Source organism: Streptomyces sp. CNT360 (assembly GCF_000424785.1).
Map to the genome: position 1 here is coordinate 267,300 of NZ_AUKO01000004.1, position 23,221 is coordinate 290,520.

General features: G+C 72.9%; 23 protein-coding genes and 1 pseudogene. 7 read left to right on the forward strand and 17 right to left on the reverse strand.

Annotated elements, in window-relative coordinates:
* Positions 1-108 precede the first annotated feature (108 nt).
* The 4 genes and pseudogenes from H297_RS44160 to H297_RS0111385 form a co-directional block, all read right to left on the reverse strand.
* On the reverse strand, positions 109-888 hold the full coding sequence (locus H297_RS44160; RefSeq protein ID WP_486589497.1) for a MetQ/NlpA family ABC transporter substrate-binding protein: 780 nt from the start codon (positions 886-888) through the stop codon (positions 109-111).
* Between the two features lie 105 nt (positions 889-993).
* Positions 994-1,641 (reverse strand): annotated as a pseudogene (locus tag H297_RS44165) (methionine ABC transporter permease); the annotation flags it as partial.
* Complete coding sequence (locus H297_RS0111380; RefSeq protein ID WP_027737140.1) at positions 1,638-2,699, reverse strand: ATP-binding cassette domain-containing protein; 1,062 nt, start codon at positions 2,697-2,699, stop codon at positions 1,638-1,640. The pseudogene H297_RS44165 and the gene H297_RS0111380, both read right to left, overlap by 4 nt.
* A gap of 436 nt (positions 2,700-3,135) precedes the next feature.
* Complete coding sequence (locus tag H297_RS0111385) at positions 3,136-3,789, reverse strand: HAD-IA family hydrolase (protein ID WP_027737141.1); 654 nt, start codon at positions 3,787-3,789, stop codon at positions 3,136-3,138.
* Positions 3,790-3,950: 161 nt separating this feature from the next.
* Between H297_RS0111385 and H297_RS0111390 the strand changes: the two genes are divergently transcribed.
* The gene (locus tag H297_RS0111390) at positions 3,951-4,322 is read left to right on the forward strand and encodes a hypothetical protein (protein WP_027737142.1); all 372 of its coding nucleotides are present in this window, start codon (positions 3,951-3,953) and stop codon (positions 4,320-4,322) included.
* Positions 4,315-4,770, forward strand: a complete 456-nt coding sequence (locus tag H297_RS0111395; RefSeq protein ID WP_027737143.1) for a hypothetical protein — start codon at positions 4,315-4,317, stop codon at positions 4,768-4,770. Before H297_RS0111390 ends, H297_RS0111395 begins: the two co-directional genes overlap by 8 nt.
* Before the next feature lie 40 nt (positions 4,771-4,810).
* Here H297_RS0111395 and H297_RS0111400 read toward each other — a convergent pair whose 3' ends face one another.
* The 3 genes from H297_RS0111400 to H297_RS0111410 form a co-directional block, all read right to left on the reverse strand.
* Positions 4,811-5,305 carry a GNAT family N-acetyltransferase gene (locus H297_RS0111400; RefSeq protein ID WP_027737144.1) on the reverse strand — a complete coding sequence of 165 codons (495 nt, stop codon included), beginning with the start codon at positions 5,303-5,305 and terminating at the stop codon, positions 4,811-4,813.
* Positions 5,296-6,027 carry a sigma-70 family RNA polymerase sigma factor gene (locus H297_RS35855; protein WP_064744810.1) on the reverse strand — a complete coding sequence of 244 codons (732 nt, stop codon included), beginning with the start codon at positions 6,025-6,027 and terminating at the stop codon, positions 5,296-5,298. Before H297_RS35855 ends, H297_RS0111400 begins: the two co-directional genes overlap by 10 nt.
* A gap of 97 nt (positions 6,028-6,124) precedes the next feature.
* On the reverse strand, positions 6,125-7,294 hold the full coding sequence (locus H297_RS0111410; RefSeq protein WP_027737145.1) for a glycerophosphodiester phosphodiesterase: 1,170 nt from the start codon (positions 7,292-7,294) through the stop codon (positions 6,125-6,127).
* Positions 7,295-7,580: 286 nt separating this feature from the next.
* On the opposite strand from H297_RS0111410, the gene H297_RS0111415 reads away from it, so the two are divergent.
* Positions 7,581-8,261, forward strand: coding sequence for a lysophospholipid acyltransferase family protein (locus tag H297_RS0111415; protein WP_027737146.1), 681 nt, complete (start codon positions 7,581-7,583; stop codon positions 8,259-8,261).
* A 36-nt stretch (positions 8,262-8,297) separates the two neighbouring features.
* Here H297_RS0111415 and H297_RS0111420 read toward each other — a convergent pair whose 3' ends face one another.
* From H297_RS0111420 to H297_RS0111450, 7 genes are all read right to left on the reverse strand, one after another.
* Positions 8,298-9,857 carry an MFS transporter gene (locus H297_RS0111420; protein ID WP_027737147.1) on the reverse strand — a complete coding sequence of 520 codons (1,560 nt, stop codon included), beginning with the start codon at positions 9,855-9,857 and terminating at the stop codon, positions 8,298-8,300.
* Positions 9,854-10,405: a TetR/AcrR family transcriptional regulator gene (locus tag H297_RS0111425; protein ID WP_027737148.1), complete on the reverse strand. Its 552-nt coding sequence runs from the start codon at positions 10,403-10,405 to the stop codon at positions 9,854-9,856. The genes H297_RS0111420 and H297_RS0111425 overlap by 4 nt, the downstream gene beginning before the upstream one ends.
* Before the next feature lie 149 nt (positions 10,406-10,554).
* Positions 10,555-11,628: an alpha/beta fold hydrolase gene (locus H297_RS0111430; RefSeq protein ID WP_027737149.1), complete on the reverse strand. Its 1,074-nt coding sequence runs from the start codon at positions 11,626-11,628 to the stop codon at positions 10,555-10,557.
* 99 nt (positions 11,629-11,727) lie between these two features.
* Complete coding sequence (locus H297_RS0111435) at positions 11,728-12,699, reverse strand: aldo/keto reductase (RefSeq protein ID WP_027737150.1); 972 nt, start codon at positions 12,697-12,699, stop codon at positions 11,728-11,730.
* Positions 12,700-12,878: 179 nt separating this feature from the next.
* Positions 12,879-14,312 (reverse strand): argininosuccinate lyase, encoded by a 1,434-nt coding sequence (gene argH / locus H297_RS0111440; protein WP_027737151.1) that lies wholly within the window; start codon positions 14,310-14,312, stop codon positions 12,879-12,881.
* A 120-nt stretch (positions 14,313-14,432) separates the two neighbouring features.
* Entirely contained in the window at positions 14,433-15,632 is a 1,200-nt protein-coding gene (locus tag H297_RS0111445; RefSeq protein WP_027737152.1) for an argininosuccinate synthase, read from the reverse strand.
* Between the two features lie 101 nt (positions 15,633-15,733).
* Entirely contained in the window at positions 15,734-16,114 is a 381-nt protein-coding gene (locus tag H297_RS0111450) for a DUF488 family protein, N3 subclade (protein WP_027737153.1), read from the reverse strand.
* Between the two features lie 72 nt (positions 16,115-16,186).
* Between H297_RS0111450 and H297_RS0111455 the strand changes: the two genes are divergently transcribed.
* Positions 16,187-17,071, forward strand: coding sequence for an SCO6745 family protein (locus H297_RS0111455; RefSeq protein WP_027737154.1), 885 nt, complete (start codon positions 16,187-16,189; stop codon positions 17,069-17,071).
* Between the two features lie 110 nt (positions 17,072-17,181).
* Here the strand turns inward: H297_RS0111455 and H297_RS35860 are convergent, their stop codons facing one another.
* Positions 17,182-18,489, reverse strand: a complete 1,308-nt coding sequence (locus tag H297_RS35860) for a PP2C family protein-serine/threonine phosphatase (protein WP_486589478.1) — start codon at positions 18,487-18,489, stop codon at positions 17,182-17,184.
* Between the two features lie 227 nt (positions 18,490-18,716).
* A complete protein-coding gene (locus H297_RS0111465; protein WP_027737155.1) occupies positions 18,717-19,751 on the reverse strand; it encodes a helix-turn-helix domain-containing protein in 1,035 nt (344 codons plus the stop codon).
* A 117-nt stretch (positions 19,752-19,868) separates the two neighbouring features.
* Here H297_RS0111465 and H297_RS0111470 point away from each other — a divergent pair, with 117 nt between their 5' ends.
* From H297_RS0111470 to H297_RS35865, 3 genes are all read left to right on the forward strand, one after another.
* Positions 19,869-20,765 carry an alpha/beta hydrolase gene (locus tag H297_RS0111470; RefSeq protein ID WP_027737156.1) on the forward strand — a complete coding sequence of 299 codons (897 nt, stop codon included), beginning with the start codon at positions 19,869-19,871 and terminating at the stop codon, positions 20,763-20,765.
* Positions 20,766-20,846: 81 nt separating this feature from the next.
* On the forward strand, positions 20,847-21,848 hold the full coding sequence (locus H297_RS0111475) for a bile acid:sodium symporter family protein (protein ID WP_027737157.1): 1,002 nt from the start codon (positions 20,847-20,849) through the stop codon (positions 21,846-21,848).
* Between the two features lie 197 nt (positions 21,849-22,045).
* Positions 22,046-22,420, forward strand: a complete 375-nt coding sequence (locus H297_RS35865) for a hypothetical protein (protein ID WP_051351786.1) — start codon at positions 22,046-22,048, stop codon at positions 22,418-22,420.
* A gap of 238 nt (positions 22,421-22,658) precedes the next feature.
* Here the strand turns inward: H297_RS35865 and H297_RS0111485 are convergent, their stop codons facing one another.
* On the reverse strand, positions 22,659-23,186 hold the full coding sequence (locus H297_RS0111485) for an arginine repressor (protein ID WP_027737158.1): 528 nt from the start codon (positions 23,184-23,186) through the stop codon (positions 22,659-22,661).
* Between the last annotated feature and the right edge of the window lie 35 nt (positions 23,187-23,221).

Below are 23,221 nucleotides of genomic sequence, written 5' to 3' on the forward strand. Positions count from 1 at the left end.
CAGCATCCGCACCGTGATGTGCAGCGCCGGGCCCCTTCGGTGAGGGGACCCGGCGCTGATGAGAAGACTTGTCGACACGGGGACTTGCCCCGGCTCAGGCCGTGGGGTTCACGATCCCACAGGCCCGAAGGCGGGCTCGATGGCCCCCTTGTACTTGTCCTCGATGAACTCCTTGACCTGGGGCGAGTTGAGCAGCTTGGCGAGCTTCTCGATCCGCGGGTCGTCCTGGTTGCCGTCCTTGACCGCGAGGAAGTTGGCGTACGGATTGCCCTTGACCTTCTCCGCGGCCAGGGCGTCCCGGGCCGGGTTGAGGTGGGCGTCCACGGCGTAGTTGCCGTTGACGACGGCCGCGTCCACGTCGTCGAGGGAGCGCGGAACGGCGGCGGCCTCCAACTCCTTGAACTTCAGCCCCTTCGTGTCGGCGATGTCGCCCAGGGTGGCCTCCTGGCCGGCGCCCGGCTTCAGCTCGATCAGGCCGTGCTTGTCCAGCAGATGGAGGGCGCGGCCCTCGTTGGTGGAGTCGTTGGGGACGGCCACGGTGTCGCCGGAGCCCAGCTTCCCCAGGCTGCCGGCCTTCTTGGAGTAGAGGCCCAGCGGCTCCAGTTCGACGTCGACGACCGGCACGATGTGCGTGCTGTTCTTCTTGTTGAAGTCGTCGAGGTACGGCTTGTGCTGGAAGAAGTTGGCGTCGACCTCGCCGGACTCGGTGGCCGTGTTGGGCACCACGTAGTCGTTGAACTTGCGGACGTCGAGCTTGAGCCCCTCCTTCTCGGCGAGGTTCTTCTCGACGTACTCCAGGATCTCCGCGTGCGGGGTGGGCGACGCGGCGATGGTGAGGGTGTCCTCGTCGTCACCGCTCTGCCCCAGGCCGTAGCCGATCAGCGCCAGCGGGACGACGACCGCGGCGGCCACCGCCACGGTGCGGCCCCGGCCCAGGCGCGCCAGTCGGCGCCCCGCTCCGCCGTTGCCTGCGGCGGGGCCGCCCCGGTCCGAGGCGAGCAGCCGGACGACCGCGTCACCGATGATCTGCACGGCGGTGACGATGACGATCAGCGCGACCACGGTGGCGATCATGACGCTGGTCTCGAATCGCTGGTAGCCGTACTGCACCGCCACCGACCCCAGCCCGCCGCCGCCGACGGTGCCGGCCATCGCCGAGTAGCCGATCAGCACGATGACGGTCGTCGTCAGTCCGGCCACCAGGGACGGCAGGGCCTGCGGCAGCAGGGCCTTGAAGACGACGGTGGGGGTGCCGCCGCCCATCGCCTGCACGGCCTCGACCAGGCCGTGGTCCACCTCGCGCACGGCGGTCTCGACCAGCCGGGCGAAGAACGGGATGGCGCCGATGGCGAGCGGCACGATCGCGGCGGTGGAGCCGACGGACTGGCCGACCACGAAGCGGGTGAAGGGGATCAGCGCGATCAGCAGGATGATGAACGGCAGCGAGCGGCCGACGTTCACGAGCGCGCCGACAGTCTTGTTGACGGAGGCGTTCTGCAGCATCCCGCCCTTGTCGGTCAGCACGAGGAGCAGGCCCAAAGGCAGCCCGCCGACGACCGCGATCAGGGTGGAGCAGCCGACCATGTAGAGGGTGTCCCAGAACCCCTGGGACAGCAGCGGCTGTATCTCGGACCAGCTCACTTGACACCCTCCTTGACGGGCCGGCCGGCGGCCTCGCTCTTCGCCTCGCCCGGCGCCGTCGCCGCGACCTCCACCGTCAGCCCCTGCTCGCGCAGGAAACCGATCGGCACGACGTTGTCCTCGAAGCTGCCGGGCAGCTCGATGCGCATCCGCCCGACCTGCTTGCCGCCGACCGTGTCCATGGCCGCGCCCAGGATGGAGATGTCCACGTTGTAGGTGCGCGACAGCTTGGAGATCACCGGCTCGGTGGTGGTCTCCCCGTGGAAGGTGACGTCCACGACCGTGCGGTCGGGCGTCGAGGGGACGCCACCGACCGGGAAGAGCTCTCGCGCCAGCTCGGAGCCGGGGGTGGCCAGCAGCTCGGGGACGGTGCCGGACTCGGTGACGCGGCCGTCCTGCATCAGCGCGGCCGAGTCGCAGACGGCCTTGACGACGTCCATCTCGTGGGTGATGAGCAGCACGGTGAGGCCGAGCTGCTCCTTGAGGTCGCGCAGCAGTTGCAGCACGGAGCGGGTGGTCTCGGGGTCGAGCGCGGAGGTCGCCTCGTCGGACAGCAGCACCTTGGGGTCGCCGGCCAGGGCGCGGGCGATGCCGACGCGCTGCTTCTGGCCACCGGACAGCTGCGCCGGGTAGGCCTTGGCCCGGTCGTCGAGTCCGACCAGTTCGAGCAGCTCGTGGGCCTTGCGGACGCGCTCCTGGCCGGAGTGGCCGAGGATCTCCAGCGGCAGCTCGACGTTGCCCAGCACGGTGCGTGAGGAGAGCAGGTTGAAGTGCTGGAAGACCATGCCGATACGGCCGCGCGCCCGGCGCAGTTCCTTGCCGGCGCGCTTGCCCTTGCCGGCCAGCGCGGTCAGCTCCTGCCCGTCGACGGTGACGGTGCCCGAGGTGGGCCGCTCCAGGAGGTTGACGCAGCGGATGAGGGAGGACTTGCCGGCGCCGCTCTGGCCGACGACGCCGAAGACCTCGCCCTCGCCTACGTGGAGATCGACGCCGTCCAGTGCGGTGACCTCGCGGTCACGGGTGCGATAGACCTTCGTGAGGTCCTTTGTCGTGATCACAGAAACGTCCGTGGGTGTCGGTGGGATGTGCGCTGGGTGGGTGCCGTCCCAGAGGCGCGCGGCGCGGCCCGCGGGCGCGGCAGCACCGTTTCCGGGCACGCAGCGGTGCGGCGTGCGGCGCGGGTGACCGCGGTGCGGTGGGTGGCGGTGCCGGTGGAGCGGGGCGCGGGCGCGTGACTCGCTTCGGGGCGCGAGTCGCCTCGGTCAGCTCAGGCGGGGGCCCTCAGCGGGCACACATTCGCCGCGCGGTGTGCGGCGGCCAGGCACGGCTGCGCAGACAGCGAGCGCCGGGCGCCCATGTCGCCTCGGTCGCAAGCGTGCGGCAGCTCGTCGTGTTCATGGTCCTCAGTAAACCAGATGAGACGGACGACACCGAGGCCCCTGTCCACATGACGGACACCACAATGGACACGGGCCGCCGCACGGCCCGGCTCGCTCAGTCCTCCGCGACGACCGTCACACCCGAGGCCGTGGTCTGCGCGCGCACCGCGCTCAGGTCGGCGACGACCACGTCGGCGCGCAGCTCGTCGCGGGCGTGCGTGGTGGCCAGGCCCACGGTCCGCATACCGGCCCGGCGGCCCGCTTCCAGTCCTGCCGGCGCGTCCTCGAAGACCACGCAGCGTGCGGGGTCGGCACCCAGCTTCTCCGCCGCCACCAGGTAGGGCTCCGGGTCGGGCTTGCCGCGGGTGATGTCGTCGGCGGCGATCACCAGCGGCGCCTCGATGCCCACGGCCCGCAACCGCGCCTCGGCCAGCTCGCGGGTGGCGGAGGTGACCACGGCCCAGCTTCCCCGCGGCAGCGAGGCCAACAGCGCGACGGTGCCCGGCAGCGCGAACACCCTGCCGTGCGGCACGTCCTCCACCTCCAGACGCTTGATCCGCTCCAGCGCCTCGGGCACCCGCTCGGCGGGCAGCAGGTCCGCCACGATGTCGGCGGCGGGCCGGCCGTGCAGCTCGACCGCCGCGAAGTCCTCCGCGCTGATCCCGTACTCGTGCGCCCAGCGGGTCCAGCAGCGGATCACGGACTCCATGGACGAGAGCAGGGTGCCGTCGTTGTCGAACAGCAGGGTCGCGGGGGCGTCGAACTTCATGCCGGGCAGCGTACGTGGGAGAGCGCGCGGAACGGATGCGGGCCCCGGGCCCCGCGGGGTGGCCACGGGTCGCTCCCGGGCGCGAGCGGGCACGGGCGCGGGCGGCGGCAGGCACGGGGGCGGGCGCCGGCGGGCACGGGAGCCCTTCTAGACTCCTTCACATGCTCACCCCGCTCACCGTCACGCTGGCCGTGGCCGCACTTGTGCTGGCCGCGTGGTGCGGCTGGGCGGCCTACCGGGACCAGCCGACCAAGGACTGGCACTTCATCGGCATGGCCGTGGTGACCCTGCTCGCCCTGGTCCAGTTGGTGGTGGGGATCGTGCAGGTCGCGCGGGGGCAGCACCCGGCGGACGGGTCGGTGATCTTCTTCTCGTACCTGGTCGGCGTCCTGGCGTGCGTACCCGTGGTGGGGCTGGTCTCGCTGACCGAGCGCACCAAGTGGGGCTCGCTGATCGTGGTCGCCGGGGCCGTGGTGCTCGCGGTGCTCCAGGTGCGGCTCTACGACATCTGGGGAGGCGGCACCGGTGCCTGAACCGACGACCACGGAGAGCTCCCCCGCACCCCGGCGCACCGGCGGCCTCAACTCGGGGCCCGGCAAGCTCCTGGTGACGCTGTACGGGATCGTCGCGGTGGGCGCGGCGTCCCGCTCGATCGTGCAGCTGTCCATGGACTTCGACAAGGCGCCCCTGGCCTACCTGCTCTCGGCGGTGGCCGGGCTGGTCTACACCTTCATCACGGTATCCCTGGTGCGCGGGGGCGAGACGGCGCGCAAGGCCGCCCTCGGCTGCTGCGTGCTGGAGTTGATCGGGGTGCTGACGGTCGGCACCTGGACGCTGGTGGAACCCTCCGCCTTCCCCGACGCCACGGTCTGGTCGGACTACGGGATGGGCTACCTGTTCATTCCGGTGGCCCTCCCCGTGACCGGGCTGTGGTGGCTGCGGCGTGGCCACCGGGACCACGCCGCCTCCGCCGCCGGCTGAGGCCGTCGGCCACCGGTTCCGCGGCCGTCGCGCCGGGCGTTCAGGCGCTGGTCGCGTACTCCGCGGCGTCCTTCTGGAGAGCGACCAGCGTCACCTGGCGGTCCCGCTCGGTGCCGACCGGGGAGTAGCCGCTGCGCCGGTACAGGCGCAGATTGCCCTCGCTGCGGCTGCCGGTCACCAGGTGATAGCGCTTGGCTGCGAACTCCGCGGCGAGCCGGGCCTCGACGGCCGCCAGCAGCCGTCCGCCCAGGCCGTGCCCCTGCAGACGCGGGTGCACACACAGCCGGCCGATCCTGGCGGTGCCCTCGGAGTCGACGTGACCGCGCACGGACCCGACGACCTCCTCACCGAGGCGGGCCACGGCCACGCAGCCCCGGTCGAGTTCGACGCGCAGCTCCTCCAGCGTCTGGACGAGCGGTTCGATGCGGTAGTCGCCGTACAGCTCCGCCTCGCGCTGGAAGCAGAGGTACTGCAGCTTCAGTATCTGTTCGACGTCGCGCTCGTCCGCCGCAGAGATGGTCACGCTCATGCCCATGTGCGCATGCCTCCCCAAGTTGTGTGCGCCCGGGCACGTGCAAGTGAGGGTGTCGCGCCCGCGCTGTCTGCCCTGGTGACGCCGGTTACCTCTCGCACCCTTCCCTTCGGGGAGGGCGGCGGAACCTTCGCCGCGAGCATTCTGCGCAGGCATTCCAGACAGCGGGAACGCAGCGGGCCGACGGCGCCCTGTGAGATTCCCAACGCATGGGCGATTTGCGGGTATGTGGGCTCTCCGCCGGACAGCAGGGCCCGCAGCAGGAGGGGGCACCGTCCGGGCAGCAGCGCCACCGCTGCGGACACCTCGCGGAGGCGCTCGGCGGCGAGCAGCGGCGCCTCGGTCTCGCTGGCCGTGTCGCCCGCGCCGTCGGCGGAGGTGACGCGGCGCTGCGCCGGTACGCGCGGCCCGTCGGGCGTACCCACCGGCACCTCGCGCCGTCGCGGACGGGCGGCGAGGCGGGCCTCGGCGGCCACGGCCTCCCGCAGCCAGGTGGCGGGCTCGGGGGGCGGCCCCTGTTGCGGTAACCGCTCCAGCCAGCGCAGCCACACCCCTTGGCACAGGTCCGCCGGGTCGACGCCGGGAAGGGCCGCCGCCTCGGCCGCGCACTCGGCACGCAGCAGTGCGTGCAGGCCGGGTTCCAGGAGGGAGGGCTGCGGGAAGGGCTGGTCCATACGCCGGTGCACGCGCGCCGCCCGCCCGCGGTTGCCGGACGGGCGGCGCATCACTCGACGGTGTCAGGTCGTCGTCCGCCGGGCCGCCCCTCGCGGCCCGGCGCGGGAACCCGTGCCGGGCCGGGCGCAGCCGCGGCGCCCGCGGCGGTCACGCGTCGTTGCGGAACTCTTCAGCGACCAGCAGGGCGGTGTCGCAGTTGTCGGAGAAGAGGCCGTCGATGCCCGTGGCGAAGTACCGCTTGAAGACGCCGAAGGAGTCGCCGTAGGCGTTCGGGTCGTCGCCCTTGCGGAAGTCGACGGGGAGGAAGGTGTTCTCGTTGCGCACGGTGTAGGGGTGCACCAGGAGGTCCTGCGCATGCGCGTCCCGCACCAGGCTGGTCGGCTCGCCGAGCGTGCCGTCCTTCTCCCGGGGGATGACCAGCTCCAGGGTGGGGCCGACGCCCTGCGCGAACCGGGCCATCCACTTCAACCCCTCGGGCTCGACGAGATCGGCGACCGTGCGCGGGTCGTTCGCCTCCACGAAGTCCCAGGGGCGGGAGGTGAGCCCGGACAGCAGCACGACGCCGGGGCAGTCCACGAGCTTGCTCAGCGTCCGGATGCTGCTCGGCTCGAAGGACTGCACGAAGTTCGGCGCGTGCGCCGTGTGCCGCCCGTAGCGGCGCAGCAGCTCGGCGAGCGGCTTCTCCAGCGCCAGGCCCAGCTTGCGGAAGTAGGTGGGGTGCTTGGTCTCGATGTGCAGCCACACCCGGCGGCCGCGACGCCGCCCCTGCTCCTCGGCCCAGTCCAGGACCTCCTTGAAGGTGGGGACCTCCCAGCGGCCGTCGTAGAGGGTGTTGTGCTGGCGCGTCTGGGGGATGCGCTCCTTGGCGCGGAGCGTCTTGAGCTCCGTGAGGGTGAAGTCCTCGGTGAACCAGCCGGTCAGCTCGGTGCCGTCCACCGTCTTGGTGGTCTTGCGGGAGGCGAACTCGGGGTGGTCGGCCACGTCGGTGGTGGCGGTGATGTCGTTCTCGTGCCGGCACACCAGGTGCCCGTCCTTGGTGGGGCACAGGTCCTGCTCGATGACGTCGGCCCCCATGTCGAGGGCGAGCTGGTAGGAGCCCAGCGTGTGCTCGGGACGGTAGCCACTGGTGCCGCGGTGTGCGATGACGCAGGGGGTGGGCAGGGACTGGTGCCCGTGCCCCCGCTCGCCGGAGCCGCTGCGCTGCCGGTCCGCGGCCTGGGCGGTACCGCCCGCGCCCAGGGTGACGGCACCCGCCGCACTCAGCGCCGCCGCTGCCGACAGCACGGTTCTGCGGCCCGGCTGCTGCTCCTGTCCCATGCGCTCTCCCGAGAGGTCTCGTGGCACCGAGGTCCGGTCACTGCCACATGCCGGGGTGATCGTAGGACCGGGTGGGCGGCGTGCGGGAGACATCAGTGCGAACGAGGGGAAAACAGGGCCGAGTCGGAGGACGAGGAGTGGGCAATACGGAGCAAGCGGCGTCAACTCCCCGTAACGGGACAAGCAACCCGGTGTGCTCGACACCCGGTACGGCGAGTATCGTCCTCATCTGCGCTTCCGTGCGCAGACCCACGCGCACGGCCACACCGACTGGGCGGAGGGTCCGTTGTCCCGTTTCCGGCTGATCAAGGCAGTGCTCGGCCCGCTCCTTCGCGTGCTGTTCAGGCCGCAGGTCGAAGGGGCCGACCGCATTCCCGGCTCGGGGCCGGTGATCCTGGCGGGCAACCACCTCACCTTCATCGACTCGATGATCCTCCCGCTGGTCACCACCCGTCAGGTGTTCTTCATCGGCAAGGACGAGTACGTCACCGGCAAGAGCCTCAAGGGCCGTCTGATGGCGTGGTTCTTCACCGGCGTCGGCATGATCCCCGTCGACCGGGACGGCGGCCGCGGCGGTGTCGCCGCGCTGATGACCGGCCGCCGCATCCTGGAGGAGGGCAGGCTCTTCGCGATCTACCCGGAGGGCACCCGCTCCCCCGACGGCCGCCTCTACCGGGGCCGTACGGGCATCGCGCGGCTGACCCTCATGACGGGCGCCCCCGTCGTGCCGTTCGCGATGATCGGTACGGACGCGGTCCAGCCGGACGGCAAGGGCCTCCCGCGGATCGGCGGCGGCCGCCGCATCACCGTCCGCTTCGGTGAGCCGCTCGACTTCTCCCGCTACGACGGCATGGACCGCGACCGCTACGTGCTCCGCGCGGTGACCGACGAGGTGATGAGCGAGGTCATGGAGCTGTCGGGCCAGGAGTACGTCGACATGTACGCCACCAAGGCCAAGGCCGCCTGACCGCCTCTCCCTCCCCGGCCCGGGGCCCAAGCGCCCTCACTCCTGCGTCGGCACCTCGCCCAGCGTCTGCCCGCGCAGCAGCCGCCAGGCCAGCACGGCGGCGGCCAGCAGCACGACGGCCCCCACCGCGGCGCCGTACCGCAGGCCCTGGGTGAAGGTGTCCCGCGCCACGTCCAGCAGCGCGTCCCGGGCGCCACCGGGCAGTCCGTGCGCCGTGCGGACCGCCTCACCCAGCGACTGCCTGGCGTGCTCGGCGGCGCCCCCGGGCACCCCCGCTGGCGTCGGGAACGCGCGGTAGACCCCGGTCACCACCGATCCGAGCAGGGCGATGCCCAGTGCGGCACCCAGCTCGTACGCGGTCTCCGAGACGGCCGACGCCGCGCCCGCCTGCTCCTTGGGAACCGCGGAGAGGATGACGTCCGCGGTCACCGTGAACGCCAGCCCCGCGCCGAGGCCGACCACCAGCAGGACACCGCCCAGCAGCGGATAGCCGGATCCGGCCTGGAGCCACAGGCAGGCGCCCAGTGCCAGACCCACCGCCACCAGGCCCCCGGAGACGGCGCCGCGCACCGAGGTGCGGCGGGCGAACCAGCCCGCGAACAGCCCGGCGACGACGGACCCGATCGCGGCGGGCAGCTCGGCGAGCCCCGCCTGGACCGGGGTGCGGCCCTGCACCATCTGGAGGAACTGGGAGAGGAAGAAGACCAGCCCGGACAGGCCGAGGATGGTCAGCAGGTCGGCGAGGACCGCACCGGTGAAGCCGCGGTGGGTGAACAGCCGCATGTCCAGCAGCGGTGCCGGCAGGCGCAACTGCCGCCTGACGAACGCGTACAGCCCGGCCAGGCCGACCAGGCCCGTCACCGCCACGTCCCAGCGGAAGCCGTAGGCGGCGCCCTCCTTGACGGCGTAGACGACGGCGATGATGCCCACCATGGACAGGCCGACACTCGGCAGGTCCCACGGCCCGGGAGCCGGATTCCTCGACTCGGGCAGCAGCTTGCTGCCCACCAGCACCAGCACGGCCATCACCGGCAGGTTGATCAGGAAGACCGAGCCCCACCAGAAGTGCTCCAGCAGGAACCCGCCGACGACGGGCCCCACGGCGGTGCCGGCGGCCGTCATGGCACCCCAGATGCCGACGGCCAGGCTGCGCTCCCGCGGGTCGGGGAAGATGTTGCGGATCAGCGCGAGCGTGGACGGCATCAGGGTGGCACCGGCGGCACCCATCAGCGCCCGCCACACGATCATGGCCTCGGCACTGTGGGCGTAGGCGGTCAGCACGGAGAGGGCGCCGAAGGCGAGGGAGCCGGTCAGCAGCAGCTTCTTGCGGCCGATGCGGTCTCCCAGGCTGCCCATGGAGACCAGCAGTCCGGCGATGACGAAGGAGTAGACGTCGCCGATCCACAGCAGTTGGGTGCTGGAGGGGCGCAGGTCCTCGCTCAGGAAGGGGGCGGCCAGCCCGAGGACGGTGACGTCGATGCCGACCAGCAGCACGGCCAGCACCAGCACCGCGAGGGCGATCCAGCGCAGCCGGGAGGGGTCGCCGCCGGGCCGGGCCTCGGTGTGCGTCCCGGGTCCTGCGAACTTGCTGCTCATCTCTCACTGCTCCGTCGTGCGCCGTCGAGCAGCAGCTCGACGGTCATCCGTGCCGAGTCGCGGGCCGCGACCCTGCCGTCCTGGACCGCCCAGGCCGACGCGGTGACCAGCGCGTAGAGCGCTTCGGTCAGCCAGGCCGGGGTCAGATCGATCCGGAAGGCCCCCTCCTGCTGTCCGCGCCGGAAGAGGGCGCCGATGCGCTCGTCGATGCGGGTCCAGCCCGCGTTCTGTTCGCCGGGTTCGAAGAGCTGGTTCTCGGTGACGAGGAAGCCGAGGAACCCTGCGTGCGGTTCGGCTTCGGCGATGACGCGCCGCACGGCCTCGGCGGCGTCGCCCTCCTCGATGTGCGCGGCGTCCAGCGCGGCGTCCAGGCGCTGGAGGCCGAGGTGTTCGAGCGCGCGTATGAGCGCGTCGCGCCCGGCGAAGTGCCGGTGCAGGGTGGCGCGGCTGATGCGCGCGGCCTTGGCGATGTCGTCCATCGAGGAGGTCGGCCGCCGCGTCAGCACGTCCGCCGCTGTGCTCAGCAGCGCTTCCCGGTCCAGAGACATGAGACGAGGCTACCGCGCATGAGACGAACATGTCGCATACGAGACAGCAGCCCTGCGAAAAGAGCAGTCGTCGAGGCGGCAATCGGGCGCGACAGCACAAGTGCCCCGCCGCAGTAGCGCGGCGGGGCACCTTCGTGCGGGCGGCCGGCTCAGCGCCAGGCGCAGCTCCCCTGCGTGGCGCCCTTCTCCACGGCGCGCTCGGCCTCCTTGTGCGGCAGCACCCGGGTCTTCCTGCCCGTGCACACAGCGCTCCGGTCGGCGTAGCCGGCCGCGTCCAGCAGGATCTGGTCCCAGTGGCGGTACTGCACGTCGTGGCCGCTGTCGCCGTAGGTGCGTACGGTCGGCTTGCCCGGCAGCGCCGTGTTCCAGCGGGCCTGCGTCGCGGGCGGCACGGTGGTGTCCTTCTTGCCGGTGTAGACGTAGGCCGGTGCCGTCAGCTTCGCCAGGTCGGGGCCGGGCCGCTCGCAGTAGAGCTTCTGCTCGTGGACCTGTGCCGACGGATCACCCTTCTGCCCGCGCAGGTAGTACGAGCGGGCACCGTCCTCCTCGGCGCGGTCGGTGAAGCCGGGGATGTCGTGCATGGGGCTGTCCTCGGGGAAGCCCCACCACTTGCGGGGGTCGCGGATCTGTTCCCCGAAGTCCTTCTTCAGCTCCGCGTCGCTCTTGCCGCAGTAGTCCGCCTTGGCGCCGTACGGCGGGAGGGCGGCCGCCAGGTGCAGGGAGGCGATCCGTGCGGGCGCGTCGGCGGCGAAGTGGGCCGCGTAGGGGCCGCCCCCCGAGATGGCGACGACGGCCGCCTTGCGCAGGTGGAGCTTGTCGAGCACGGCCCGCACGTCCGCGGTGTAGTCGGCGAAGCCGAGCTTCGGGTCGTACTCCGTGTCGCCGAAGCCGTTGCGCTCCACGGATATCAGACGCAGGTCCAGCTTCTGCCGGGTGGTGCGCAGGAACTCCGTCATCCCCGAGGCGCGGGCGGTGGTTCCGGTGCCGCCGAAGAACAGCACCGGGGTACCGCCCTTCTCGCCCGTGTCGCTGTAGTGCACGGTGCGGCCGTCGTGCCGGGTCTCGTGCATCGGCGGGCCCAGCGGATCGAAGTCGTCCTGGACCGCGGGGGCGGGCTTGCGGTCCGCCTCGGCCTGCGAGGCTCCGGCGGTGAACCCGACTCCCCCCGCGACCACCGCCGCGGAAAGGGTGAGGGCCACTGCGGCTGTCGATGCCTTTTTCATTTCTCGGTCTCCCAGTTGTCAAGGTGCGGAGGACCACCTGCCCACAAATCTGTGTGTCATGCACGCATTAACCGCGGTGACCGGCGATGACCTGCGGCTTCACTCCCACGGGAGCTCGCCGCGCCGCCGCCAGTACACCTCCGGCTCCTCCACCAGGTCGGCCAGCAGGGCCACTTGGTCCTCGGCGGGCTCCACCGCCGTGGCCGCCAGGTTGGAGTGCAGGGCCCCGGCGGACGCCGCCCCGGACAGCACGACGCCGGCCCACGGCTGGCGCAGCACGGCGGCGAGCGCGACGGCGTCCGGCGTGGTCCCCGCGGCCTCGGCCACCATGTGCAGATCCCGCGGCTCCTGCCCGCCCGCCAGGCGCCCGTTGGCCAGCGCCTCCTTCACGATGACCGTGAGCCCCGCCGCGTGCGCCTCGGCCAGCGCCGCCGCCGCCGAGGTCTCCAGCAGGTTGTAGGTGCTCTGGACGGTACGGAAGAGCGGCTTGCCGTCCACGGCGACGGTCAGCGCCGCACGGATCGCCTCGGCCTGCGCGGGCCCGCTGGTGCTGAAGCCGATCGTGACACCGTCCGCCGCCAGCCCGGCGAGCCGCTCGTGCAGCGCGGGGTCCGTCAGCGCGGGGCTGTCGGGGGTGACGGAGTGGATCTGGTAGAGGTCGAGCCGGTCGCCCAGCAGGTCTCGGGTCTCGGCGCGCTGCCGCTCGAAGGCGTCGAGCGAGTGGTCCTTGACCTCGTGCACCTCGGCGTCCGTGCGCCACTCCCCCACGTACGTGTAGCCCCACTTGCTGCCGACGACCAGGTCGTCGGCCTCCGGGTGCGCGCGCAGCCAGGCGGCGAGGAACTCCTCCGCCCGGCCGTAGGAGCGCGCCACGTCGACGTACCGCACGCCCTGCGCGTAGGCCGCGTCGAGCAGTTCGTGGGTACGGGCGCGCAACGCCTCCACAGAACGGTCGGCGGGCAGTTCGGCCTCCCGCCCGAGCGTGAGGTACGCGGGACGGCCCACGGCCGCCAGCCCGAGGCCGAGGCGGGCGGTCGGCGTGGTCGCGGCGGCAAGGCGGCTGAAGGACATCGGCATCTCCCCGGCCGGGCGTGGCTCCGGCCCTCTCGGCGTCGGCTCCGACAAGCCGCACCACCGTAGCCGCCCCGCTCCGCGGAGCGCGCACCCCGGCGTGGGACAGGCCCCGTTCGCACCCGGATGCCGTCCCGGCGGGTGCACCGCTCAGCCGGTCGGGGCCGGTGGGCGAGCGCTCAGCGCTTGGCGTCGGCCCACGCGCGCTGGCTCTCCAGATCGGTGCGGAAGTCGGCGAGCTGGGCGGCGACGGCCGAGGGCGCTGTGCCGCCCCGCCCGTCCCGGGCTGCCAGGGCCCCGGGCACGTTCAGGACCTCCCGTACGTCGGGCGTCAGGTGCGGGGAGAGCGCGGCGAACTGCTCGTCCGTCAGCTCGTCCAGCTCGATACCCGCGCTCTCGCACTCCTTGACGCAGGCGCCCGCCACCTCGTGCGCGACCCGGAACGGGACGCCGCGCTTGACCAGCCACTCCGCCACGTCGGTGGCCAGCGAGAAGCCGGCCGGGGCCAGCTCGGCCATCCGGTCCCCGTGCACCGTGAGCGTGGCCGTCATGCCGGTGAACGCGGGCAGCAGCAGCTCCAGTTGGTCGATGGAGTCGAAGACCGGCTCCTTGTCCTCCTGGAGGTCCCGGTTGTAGGCCAGCGGCAGCGCCTTGAGCGTCGTCATCAGCCCGGTCAGATTGCCGATCAGCCGCCCCGACTTGCCGCGCGCCAGCTCCGCGATGTCCGGGTTCTTCTTCTGCGGCATGATCGAGGAGCCGGTCGAGAAGGCGTCGTGGAGGGTGACGAAGGAGAACTCCTTCGTGTTCCAGAGGATGATCTCTTCGGCGATCTTCGAGACGTCCACCCCGATCATCGCGGTGACGAACGCGAACTCCGCCACGAAGTCGCGGGAGGCCGTGCCGTCGATGGAGTTCGCCGCGCTGCCGCCCTCGAAGCCGAGGTCGGCAGCGACCGCCTCCGGGTCCAGACCCAGCGAGGAGCCGGCCAGCGCGCCCGAGCCGTACGGCGACACGGCGGTCCGTGCGTCCCACTGGCGCAGCCGCTCCGCGTCCCGGGCGAGCGCCTGGGCGTGGGCGAGGACGTGGTGCGCGAACAGCACGGGCTGGGCGTGCTGGAGGTGGGTGCGGCCGGGCATCGCGACCTCGGGGTGCGCCTCGGCCAGGCCGACGAGCGCGCCCTGGAGGTCGGCCAGCAGCCCGCCCAGCACGCGGGCGTGGTCCCGCAGATACATCCGGAAGAGCGTGGCGACCTGGTCGTTGCGGGAGCGGCCCGCGCGCAGCTTGCCGCCCAGGTCGTTGCCGACCCGCTCCAACAGGCCGCGCTCCAGCGCCGTGTGGACGTCCTCGTCGGCGAGGGTGCCCTGGAAGGCGCCCGAGGCGACGTCCCGCTCCAGGGCGTCGAGCCCGTCGATCATCCGGCCCAGCTCGTCCGTCGTGAGCAGGCCCGCCGCCTGGAGCACCCGGGCGTGGGCCCGGGATCCGGCGATGTCGTACGGCGCGAGGCGCCAGTCGAAGTGGACCGAGGCGGAGAGCTTCTCCAGGGCTTCGGCCGGCCCGTCCGCGAAGCGGCCGCCCCAAAGGCGGATGTCGCTGCCGCTGTTGTCGCTGCTCACTGCTGCGCTACTCCTGGCGGGGGTTCGGTTGCGTGACCGGCCACGGGCCGGGTGGTACACGTGGGCACCCCGGCGCTCGCGGCGCGGGGTGCCCACGTCAGGCAGGGCGAAAGGACGAGCTTACGCCTGCGCCTGGTCGCGTTTGGCGGCCATCTTGCTGCTGAGGCCGAAGATCTCGATGAAGCCCTTGGACATCGACTGGTCGAAGGTGTCACCCGTGTCGTAGGTCGCCAGGTTGAAGTCGTACAGCGACTGCTCGGAGCGGCGTCCGGTGACCACCGCGCGCCCGCCGTGCAGGGTCATCCGCACATCGCCGGTGACGTGCTGGTTGGCCTCGTCGACGAAGCCGTCCAGGGCCCGCTTGAGCGGGGAGAACCACATGCCGTCGTAGACGAGCTCGGTCCAGCGCTGCTCGACCTGCCGCTTGTAGCGGGCCAGTTCCCGCTCGACGGTGACGTTCTCCAGCTCCTGGTGGGCGGTGATCAGCACCATGGCGCCGGGCGCCTCGTACACCTCGCGGGACTTGATGCCCACCAGCCGGTCCTCGACCATGTCGATCCGGCCGATGCCCTGGGCCCCGGCCCGCTCGTTGAGCTGCTGGATCGCCTGCAGGACGGTGACGGGCTTGCCGTCGAGGGCGACCGGGACACCCGCGGAGAAGGTGATGACGACCTCGTCGGCCTCGCGCGGGGTGGCGGGGTTGGAGGTGTACTCGTACACGTCCTCGATCGGGGCGTTCCAGATGTCTTCGAGGAAGCCGGTCTCGACGGCGCGGCCGAAGACGTTCTGGTCGATGGAGTAGGGCGACTTCTTGCTCGTCGCGATGGGCAGGCCCTTCTCCTCGCAGAAGGCGATGGCCTTGTCGCGGGTCATGGCGTAGTCGCGGACGGGCGCGATGCACTTCAGATCGGGCGCGAGGGAGGAGATGCCGGCCTCGAACCGCACCTGGTCGTTGCCCTTGCCGGTGCAGCCGTGGGCGACGGTGCCGGCGCCGTGCTTCTTCGCCGCGGCCACCAGGTGCTTGACGATGGTGGGCCGGGACAGCGCGGAGACCAGCGGGTAGCGGTCCATGTAGAGGCCGTTGGCCTTGATCGCCGGCAGGCAGTACTCCTCGGCGAACTCGCTCTTGGCGTCGGCGACCTCGGCCTCGACGGCGCCGCAGGCCAGCGCACGCTTGCGGATGACGTCCAGGTCCTCGCCGCCCTGGCCGACATCGACGGCGACGGCGACGACCTCCGCACCCGTCTCCTCGGCGATCCAGCCGATGCAGACTGAGGTGTCCAGGCCGCCGGAGTAGGCGAGTACGACGCGCTCGGTCACTGGCTTCTCCTTACGTGCATGCGCTGACTGGTATAAGTATGCACTCCCTCGTATGTTTCGTCAACGCGTCTGCGACCTGCGCGGATGTCGGCCGGGACGGCTCACAGGCGGGCCTTCAGCTCCTCCTCCAGCACCCGCGTATGACCGATCGAGGGGTCCTTCACGGCCGTGACCAACGTGAGGGTCCCGGCGCCGGGGGCGGCCGCCAGCAGCGCGTCGAGCGCCCGCCCGCCCTCCTCGGTGGCCAGCTCCGCGCGGTAGCGCTCCGCGAAGTCCTCGAAGCGGTCGGGATCGTGCCGGTACCACTTGCGCAGCTCCGTACTGGGGGCGACGTCCTTGTTCCAGTCGTCCAGCGCCGCCTTCTCCTTGGACTCGCCACGCGGCCACACCCGGTCGACCAGCACCCGGACACCGTCGGTGGCGGGCTGCGGGTCCTCGTAGACGCGCCGCACCTGGATCTTCGGCTTCTTCCTCGCTGCCATGGCGTCAGCATGCGCGCGGCGACGGAAGGCCCGCATGTTGACGCTGTTCACATAGCGGGCTAGCTTACCGCCATGGCTGACTTCCCGCGTCTCGCACGGCACCTGTGGCACCAGCTCGAACCCGTCTACGCCTCCGTCCACTTCGCTCCCGAGGTCGCCGCGGAGACCGCCGCTCTCGGCTACGACACCACCGAACGCTGGCCGGCCTACTTCGCCCTGCGCGCAGCCCCGCTCGGCTCCGCCTCCCCCGAGACGGTGGCCGCCACCTTCTACAGCTTCAGCCCGCACACGGTCGCCACCCACGTGCCCGCGGCATGGCAGACGGCCACGCCCGAGGCGGTGCTGGCGGCGCGCGCCCGCGGCGTGGACGCGGCGCTGCGCGCCGTACTCGGGGACCGGATCACCGAGCACGGCCTCATCGAGGCAGCGGAGCTGGCCCGGACCGCCGCCGAGGCCGCCGACCTGGCCGGGCGCCCGCTCGCCGCCGCCAACGCTGCGCTGCCCTGGCCGCAGGAGCCGCACCTGGTCCTGTGGCAGGCGGCCAACATCCTGCGCGAGCACCGGGGCGACGGCCACCTCGCCGCCCTCCTGACCGCCGGGCTGGACGGCTGCGAGGCGCTGGTCTCCTTCGCCGCGATCGGTGCCGCGCCGGTGGAGAACTTCGCCTCACGCGGCTGGAGCGAACAGGAGTGGGCCGCCGCCGGGCAACGGCTCGCCGCGCGCGGGCTGATGGACGAGGAAGGGATCGCCACCGACGCCGGGCGGGACCTGCGCGAGGAGGTGGAGCGGCGGACGGACGAGCTGGCCGCGGGGCCGTACCGGGCCCTCGGCGAGAAGGGGTGCGCACGGCTGGCGGAGCTGAGCCGCCCCGCCTTCGCAGCCGTCATCGAAACGGGACTCCTGCCCGCCCGCTCGACACTGGGCATCCTCACCGTGCCCTCCCCCGCACCCCGCTGACACGGGCACTGTTGCGCGAGGGCCACCGCATGGTGCCGCCCCCTACGCCGCGCAGCCCCACGCCTCCGAGCGGGCCTGCGGTCTGCCCGGCCCGTGGACGCCGTCTGCGCTCAAGCGGTTCCTCGCCCCTCGCCAGGGGCTGCCGGGTGCCCCACGCCGTCCGCGTCGAGGTCGCCTCGCGGCGCCCTCCGGACCGCGATCAGGGCGGCGTCGTCGTCGAGGCTGCCGCCCGCGTGGGTGAGCAGGGCGTCCCTGACCCGTTCGACCGCGGAGTGCGGGTCGTCGTCGGCGCAGGCAGGCAGGCGCTGTGCGAGGGGGAAGAAGGTGCCCGCCCCGTCTCGGGCCTCGATGACCCCGTCGGTGTACAGCAGAAGCAGATCGCCGGTGTCCAGCGGGAAGGAGTCGACCTGGTATCCGTCTGGGCCGAGGCCGCCCAGTCCCAGCGGGGCCCCGGGCTGCCTGGCCGACAGGCGGGTGACCTCGCTTCCCCGGAGCAGCAGCGGTGGGGGGTGCCCGCAGTTGACGACCCGGACGACGGGCTCCCCGTCGGGGATCTCCAGGACGGCGGCGGTGACGAAGTCCTCGACGAACTCGGTGGCTCCGACGGTCCCGGCGGGTTCGACGGGTTCGACGGGTTCGACGGCGGGGGCGTCCCCCGGTCGGCCGGGGCCCCGGGTGGCCGCGGGTCCGCCGTGGCCGGGGGTGCCGGGCGTGGGAGCCGCGGACGCGGACGGCTCCCCCATGCCTTCGGTGAAGGTCCGGCTGAGGCTGCGCTCCAGGTCCCGGGTCAGGTCGGCGAGGTCGGGCCGCCGGTGGGCGGCCTCCCGGAAGGCCCCGAGCACGATCGCGGCGTCGCTGACGGCGTCCAGCCCCTTGCCGCGGACGTCACCGATGAGCAGGCGGGTACCTCCCCGCACGCGGGCGACGGCGTACAGATCGCCCCCGATCTGGGCCCCCGCCTCGGCCGCCAGGTAGACCGCGGCGAGCCCGAGCGGACCGGCCCGCCGGGGCAGCGGGCGGAGGATCACCTGCTGGGCCGCCTCCGCAACGGACCTGACCTGCGTCAGCTCCCGGCCGTGGCGCTCCCGTACGGAGCAGAAGACCATGACCACGGCTGTCACGATCGCCAGGGAGAGCACCTGCACCTCGTGGTTGAGGCTGAGCCAGCCACGCCGCGTGACCCCGATGAAGAGCTGCGCCAGCACCGCGAGGCCACCGACACCGGCGACGAGTCCTCTCCCGCCGAGCGCCGCGGCGACGGCGGGGGCGGCGACGAGCAGCGGGCCCAGATGCACGTCCTCCGGCGCGAGGACGTCGACGACGGTGACGGCGGCGATCAGACCGAGCGGGAGTGCCAGCAGCGCACGGCGCCGCTGCTCCGACCGACGGAGAGCTGAGGGAATCTGCCGGGGCCGCACGCTCCACATATACACCGCAGTCCGGCCGCCCGCTCGCTGCCCGCCCCGGCGTCCCGGCGTGGCCCAAGGGCCCACGGAGGGTTCCGCCGTCTTCGAGGTGCAGTCGCTTCTCGTCCGTCACACGGTCGTACACGTCGTGGCAGTCCCCCGGTGCGCGGAAGGGGGCGCCCGTGGCGGGGCGCCACTCTCGTGCAGGCCGGTCCCGTCCCGCAGGTGGCTCACCGTGCTCAGTCGGCCAGCAGGCGCCATGCGGTGAGGGCGAGTGTGGCGCGCATCAGTCCGGCGGGTTCGGCAAGGTCGATGCGCAGGGTCCTGCCGATCTGTTCGAGCCGGCGGGCGACGCTGCTGTGGTGCAGGTGGAGCAGTTCGGCCGCACGGCGCAGGGAACCGGCGGCGCAGTAGGCGTCCAGCGTCTCCAGGTCGCCGGGGTTCTCGGCCACCTGGGCCATCGCCGCCAGGTCGGCGTTGTCGCGTGCGGCGTCCTGCGGGATCTCGGCCAGCAGCGCCAGGGCGCCGAGGTCGGCGTGGCGGACGACGGGAGCGCGCGCGGTGGTGAAGCGCAGCGCGGTGCGGGCCTGCTGCCAGGACCGGTCGGGTGTCCGGGCCGTCCCGATGCCCGCGCGGACGCCCTCCGGGAAGCGGCCCGCGCCGACGGTGGTGGCCAGGATGACGCCCACATCGGACAACGGCGCCGCCTTCACCGGGCGGTCCGGGCACACCAGGGTGCCGATCCGGTCGAGGGGAAGCCGCGCCCGTACGGCGACGACGTGGACGGGCAGGTCGACGGCGAAGCCCAGCAGCCGCAGCGCACGGGCCCGGGCCGCCTCGTCGCTGTCGGCGCTGATCACCAGCTCGACGAGGGCGGGGTCCGCCATGGTGGTGCGCGCCGGACCGTACCGTTCGACGACCGCCGCTGCGGCGATGGCCAGCCTGTCCAGCAACAGCTCGTCCAGCTGGTTGGCCGGGCCGGGGCGCTCCAGCCACACGGTGCCGATCTCCTCGTCGTCGAGGACGACCGGGGTGGAGGCGGACGCGGCCGACGGCGGGGTGGCGGCCGGCTGCCCGTCGGGCGCGACGCGGATGGCCCGGCCGGTGCCGTGCAGCCGTACTCCGGTCACGCACTCGGCCAGGCCCGCAGAGGCGCGGGCGAGCGCCGGGAGATCCACCCGCCGGCGGATCAGCGTGTCGTAGAACATCACGACGCGGATCGCGCCCTCGGCTTGGCTGTCCAGGTGCGACAGCCGTGCGGCCAGTGCCTCCATGGCAGGAGGATAGAGACTCCCCGGTGCGGAGCCGGTCGCCGATCGGTGCGTGGTCGGCGTGCGATGCCCGACAGCTGGCGGGCGACCCCGTGGGCGGTGACCGACAGGATGGCCGGCATGGATCCCGAACTCGAAGCCTTCGTCCCGTTGTTCCCCCGCGCCGACCTGAGCGACCCGGTGGCCGAGCGCAAGAAGTTCGCCGAGCTGGCCGCCGCGGCGCCGCCCCCGGACACCGCTGGCATGGACATCGAGGACCGCACAGTACCCGCGGACCCCGAGGTGCCGGTACGTGTCTACCGTCCGCACCGGGCGCAGGGCGCCGTCGTCTGGCTGCACGGCGGTGGATTCGCCATGGGCGACCTGGACACCGAGCACCCGTGGGCCGCCCGGGTCGCGCAGAGCTCAGGGGCGACGGTGATCTCGGTGGGCTACCGGCTCGCCCCCGAGAACCCGTTCCCGGCCGCGCTGGACGACGCCTACACCGTGCTGACCTGGGCGGCAGAGCACGCGGCCGACCTCGGTCTCGATCCGGAGCGGATCGCGGTCGGCGGGCACAGCGCAGGCGGCGGGCTCGCGGCTGCGACGGCCCTGCGGGCCCGGGACGAGGGCGGGCCTGCGATCCGGTTCCAGTTGCTGAACCAGCCGGGGCTCGACGACCGGCAGGAGACGTGGTCGGCGCGGAACTTCACCGAGACGCCCTGGATGAACCGCGACAAGGTCACCGCGATCTGGCGGCACTACCTGGGCGGCAGACCTGCCACGCCGTACGCCGCCCCGTCGCGGGCCACCGACCTGTCCGGCCTGCCGCCCGCGTACATCGCCAGCGCGGAGTTCGACCCGAACCGCGACGAGGAGATCGGCTATGCGCTGCGTCTGCTGGAGGCGGGCGTCCCGGTCGAGCTGCACCAGTGGCCGGGCACCTTCCACGGCTCGCAGGCGATCCTGTCCGCCGAGGTCTCCCAGCGGCAGCTCGCCGACCTCGGCGCCGCCCTGCGGCGCGCCCTCGCCGGGTGAGACGGTCGCAGTCGGTCGCGGGGGCGGTCACATCGCGAGACGACCTTGCACTCCACGCCCGTCCAGGCGTTATCTCTCCCGGTGCGAACCGAACAGCAGAACGCCTCCCCGAGCCCGGACGACCCCTCCGGGCCGGGCGGGCCCTCCGGCACCCCGGACGCCGCCGAGCAGCGCGGCGCGCGCCGTGCGGTGACCGTCTTCCCCGTACTCGTCCTGCTCGCCGGGGCGGTCGGCCTCCTCATGCCGGGCACCTTCGAGGGCGGCGCCGAGGCGGTGCCGTACCTGCTGGGCGTGGTGATGTTCTGCATGGGCGTGACGATGACCCCGCAGGACTTCACCGGTGTGGCCAAGCGCCCGTGGGCCGTCGCGCTGGGGCTGGCGGCGCACTACGTCGTGATGCCGGGCCTGGGCTGGCTGATCGCGCACGCGCTCGACCTGTCGCCGCAGCTGGCGGCCGGAGTGATCCTCGTCGGCTGCGCGCCGAGCGGCACCGCCTCCAACGTCGTCACGTATCTGGCGCGGGGCGACGTGGCGCTGTCCGTCTCCGTCGCGACGGTCTCGACGGTGCTGGCGCCGCTGGTGACGCCGCCGCTGACGCTGCTGCTGGCGGGCGAGTACCTGCCCGTGGACGCGGGGTCGATGGTGACCGACATCCTCAAGACGGTGCTGCTGCCGGTACTGGCGGGCCTGGTGGTGCGTCTGGTGGCCTCCCGGCTGGTGGCCCGCGCGCTGCCGGCGCTGCCGTGGCTGTCGGCCGTGACGATCGCGGTGATCGTGGCGGTCGTCGTCGCGGGCAGCGCGGACGCCATCAAGTCGGCCGCCGCGCTGGTGATGCTCGCGGTCGTCCTGCACAACGGCCTCGGCCTGGCCCTCGGGTACGGCGCCGGGCGGCTGGCCCGGCTCGGGGAGCCCTCCAGCCGCGCCATGGCGTTCGAGGTCGGCATGCAGAACTCCGGGCTGGCCGCCTCACTGGCCACGGCGCACTTCAGCCCGCTGGCCGCGCTGCCGGCCGCGGTCTTCTCCGTCTGGCACAACGTCTCGGGCTCCCTCGCGGCGGCCTGGCTGTCGCGGAGGCAGCGCTGAGGCGGGAGGTTCCGTCCCGGGGGCTCCGCGGCCGTTACCGCGGGTCACTCAGGCCGGCGGGTACCTCTTCCATCGCTACCCATAGGTAACTACGGTGGCTTCCGGCGCGCTTCCCCCGGCGCCGACCAGCCCAGTGGCCGCAGACCGACGGAGGCACGCCCGTGACGTTCGACCCCGCCCGCTCCCTCGCCCGCGTGATGGGCGGCATGGGGGCGCTGCACTTCCTCGCGCCGAAGCCGTTCGACGCGATCGTGCCGCGCGCCCTGCCGGGCAACCCGCGCGTCTACACCTACGCCAGCGGGGCCGCCGAACTCGCCGTGGCCGCGGCGCTCGCCCTCCCCCGTACCCGCCGGGCCGGCGGACTCGCCGCAGCCGGGCTGATCGCGGCCGTCTTCCCGGCGAACGTGCAGATGGCGTACGACTGGCGGAAGCGTCCGGCCCCCTTGAAGGCCCTCGCCTACGGCCGCCTCCCGCTCCAGGTGCCGCTCGCCGCCTGGGCGCTGCTGGCCGCCCGCCAGGGCGCCGCCGAGGCCGCCGAGACCACCGCGGCAAGCACCGGCGACCGGGGCTGACCGGCCCGGCCCGCGCAGCCCGGAGGAGCAGACCGCCGCGCCGGACGGGACGCCCCTCGAAGCGCGCCCCCAGGCACAGGCCCTCACCTGGCCACAGACCGACGCCGTACGCCCCGAGGCACAGGCCGTCACCTGGCCGCAGGCCGACGCCGTGCCTGCCGCCTCGCCGACGCGTCGCACGGACCTCGGCGCCGTACCGGGCGCACACACCCGCGCCGCCGGGTGCGTCCGGCGGCGCTCAGCGCTCCTTCTGCGCCAGGGCGAGCAGGTGGTCGGCCAGAGCCCGGCCGCCGTCGGCGGCGCGGCTGATCAGCAGCAGCGTGTCGTCCCCCGCGATGGTGCCGATGATCTCGTGAACACCGGCCTGGTCGATGGCCGAGGCCAGGAACTGTGCCGCGCCGGGCGGAGTACGCAGCACCACGAGGTTCGCCGACGCCTCTGCGGTGATCAGCAGTTCGCCGGCCAGCCGCGCCATCCGCGCCTCGCTGGCGGACTCGCCCAGCGGCGCCCGCGGCGTCGGGTCGCCCCCCTCGGCCGGGACCGCGTAGATCAGCTCGCCGCCGGTGTTGCGGATCTTGACGGCGCCGAGCTCGTCGAGGTCACGGGAGAGCGTCGCCTGGGTGACCGTGAGCCCGTCGTCGGCCAGCAGCTTGGCGAGCTGGCTCTGGGACCGCACCGGCTCCCGGTTGAGGATGTCGACGATACGGCGGTGCCGGGCCATCCGCGTCTGCGGAACGGACTGTCCCCCCTGGTACTCCTCGGTCATCGTGCGCGTACCCCTCTTCATCTGTTTCTCATCGG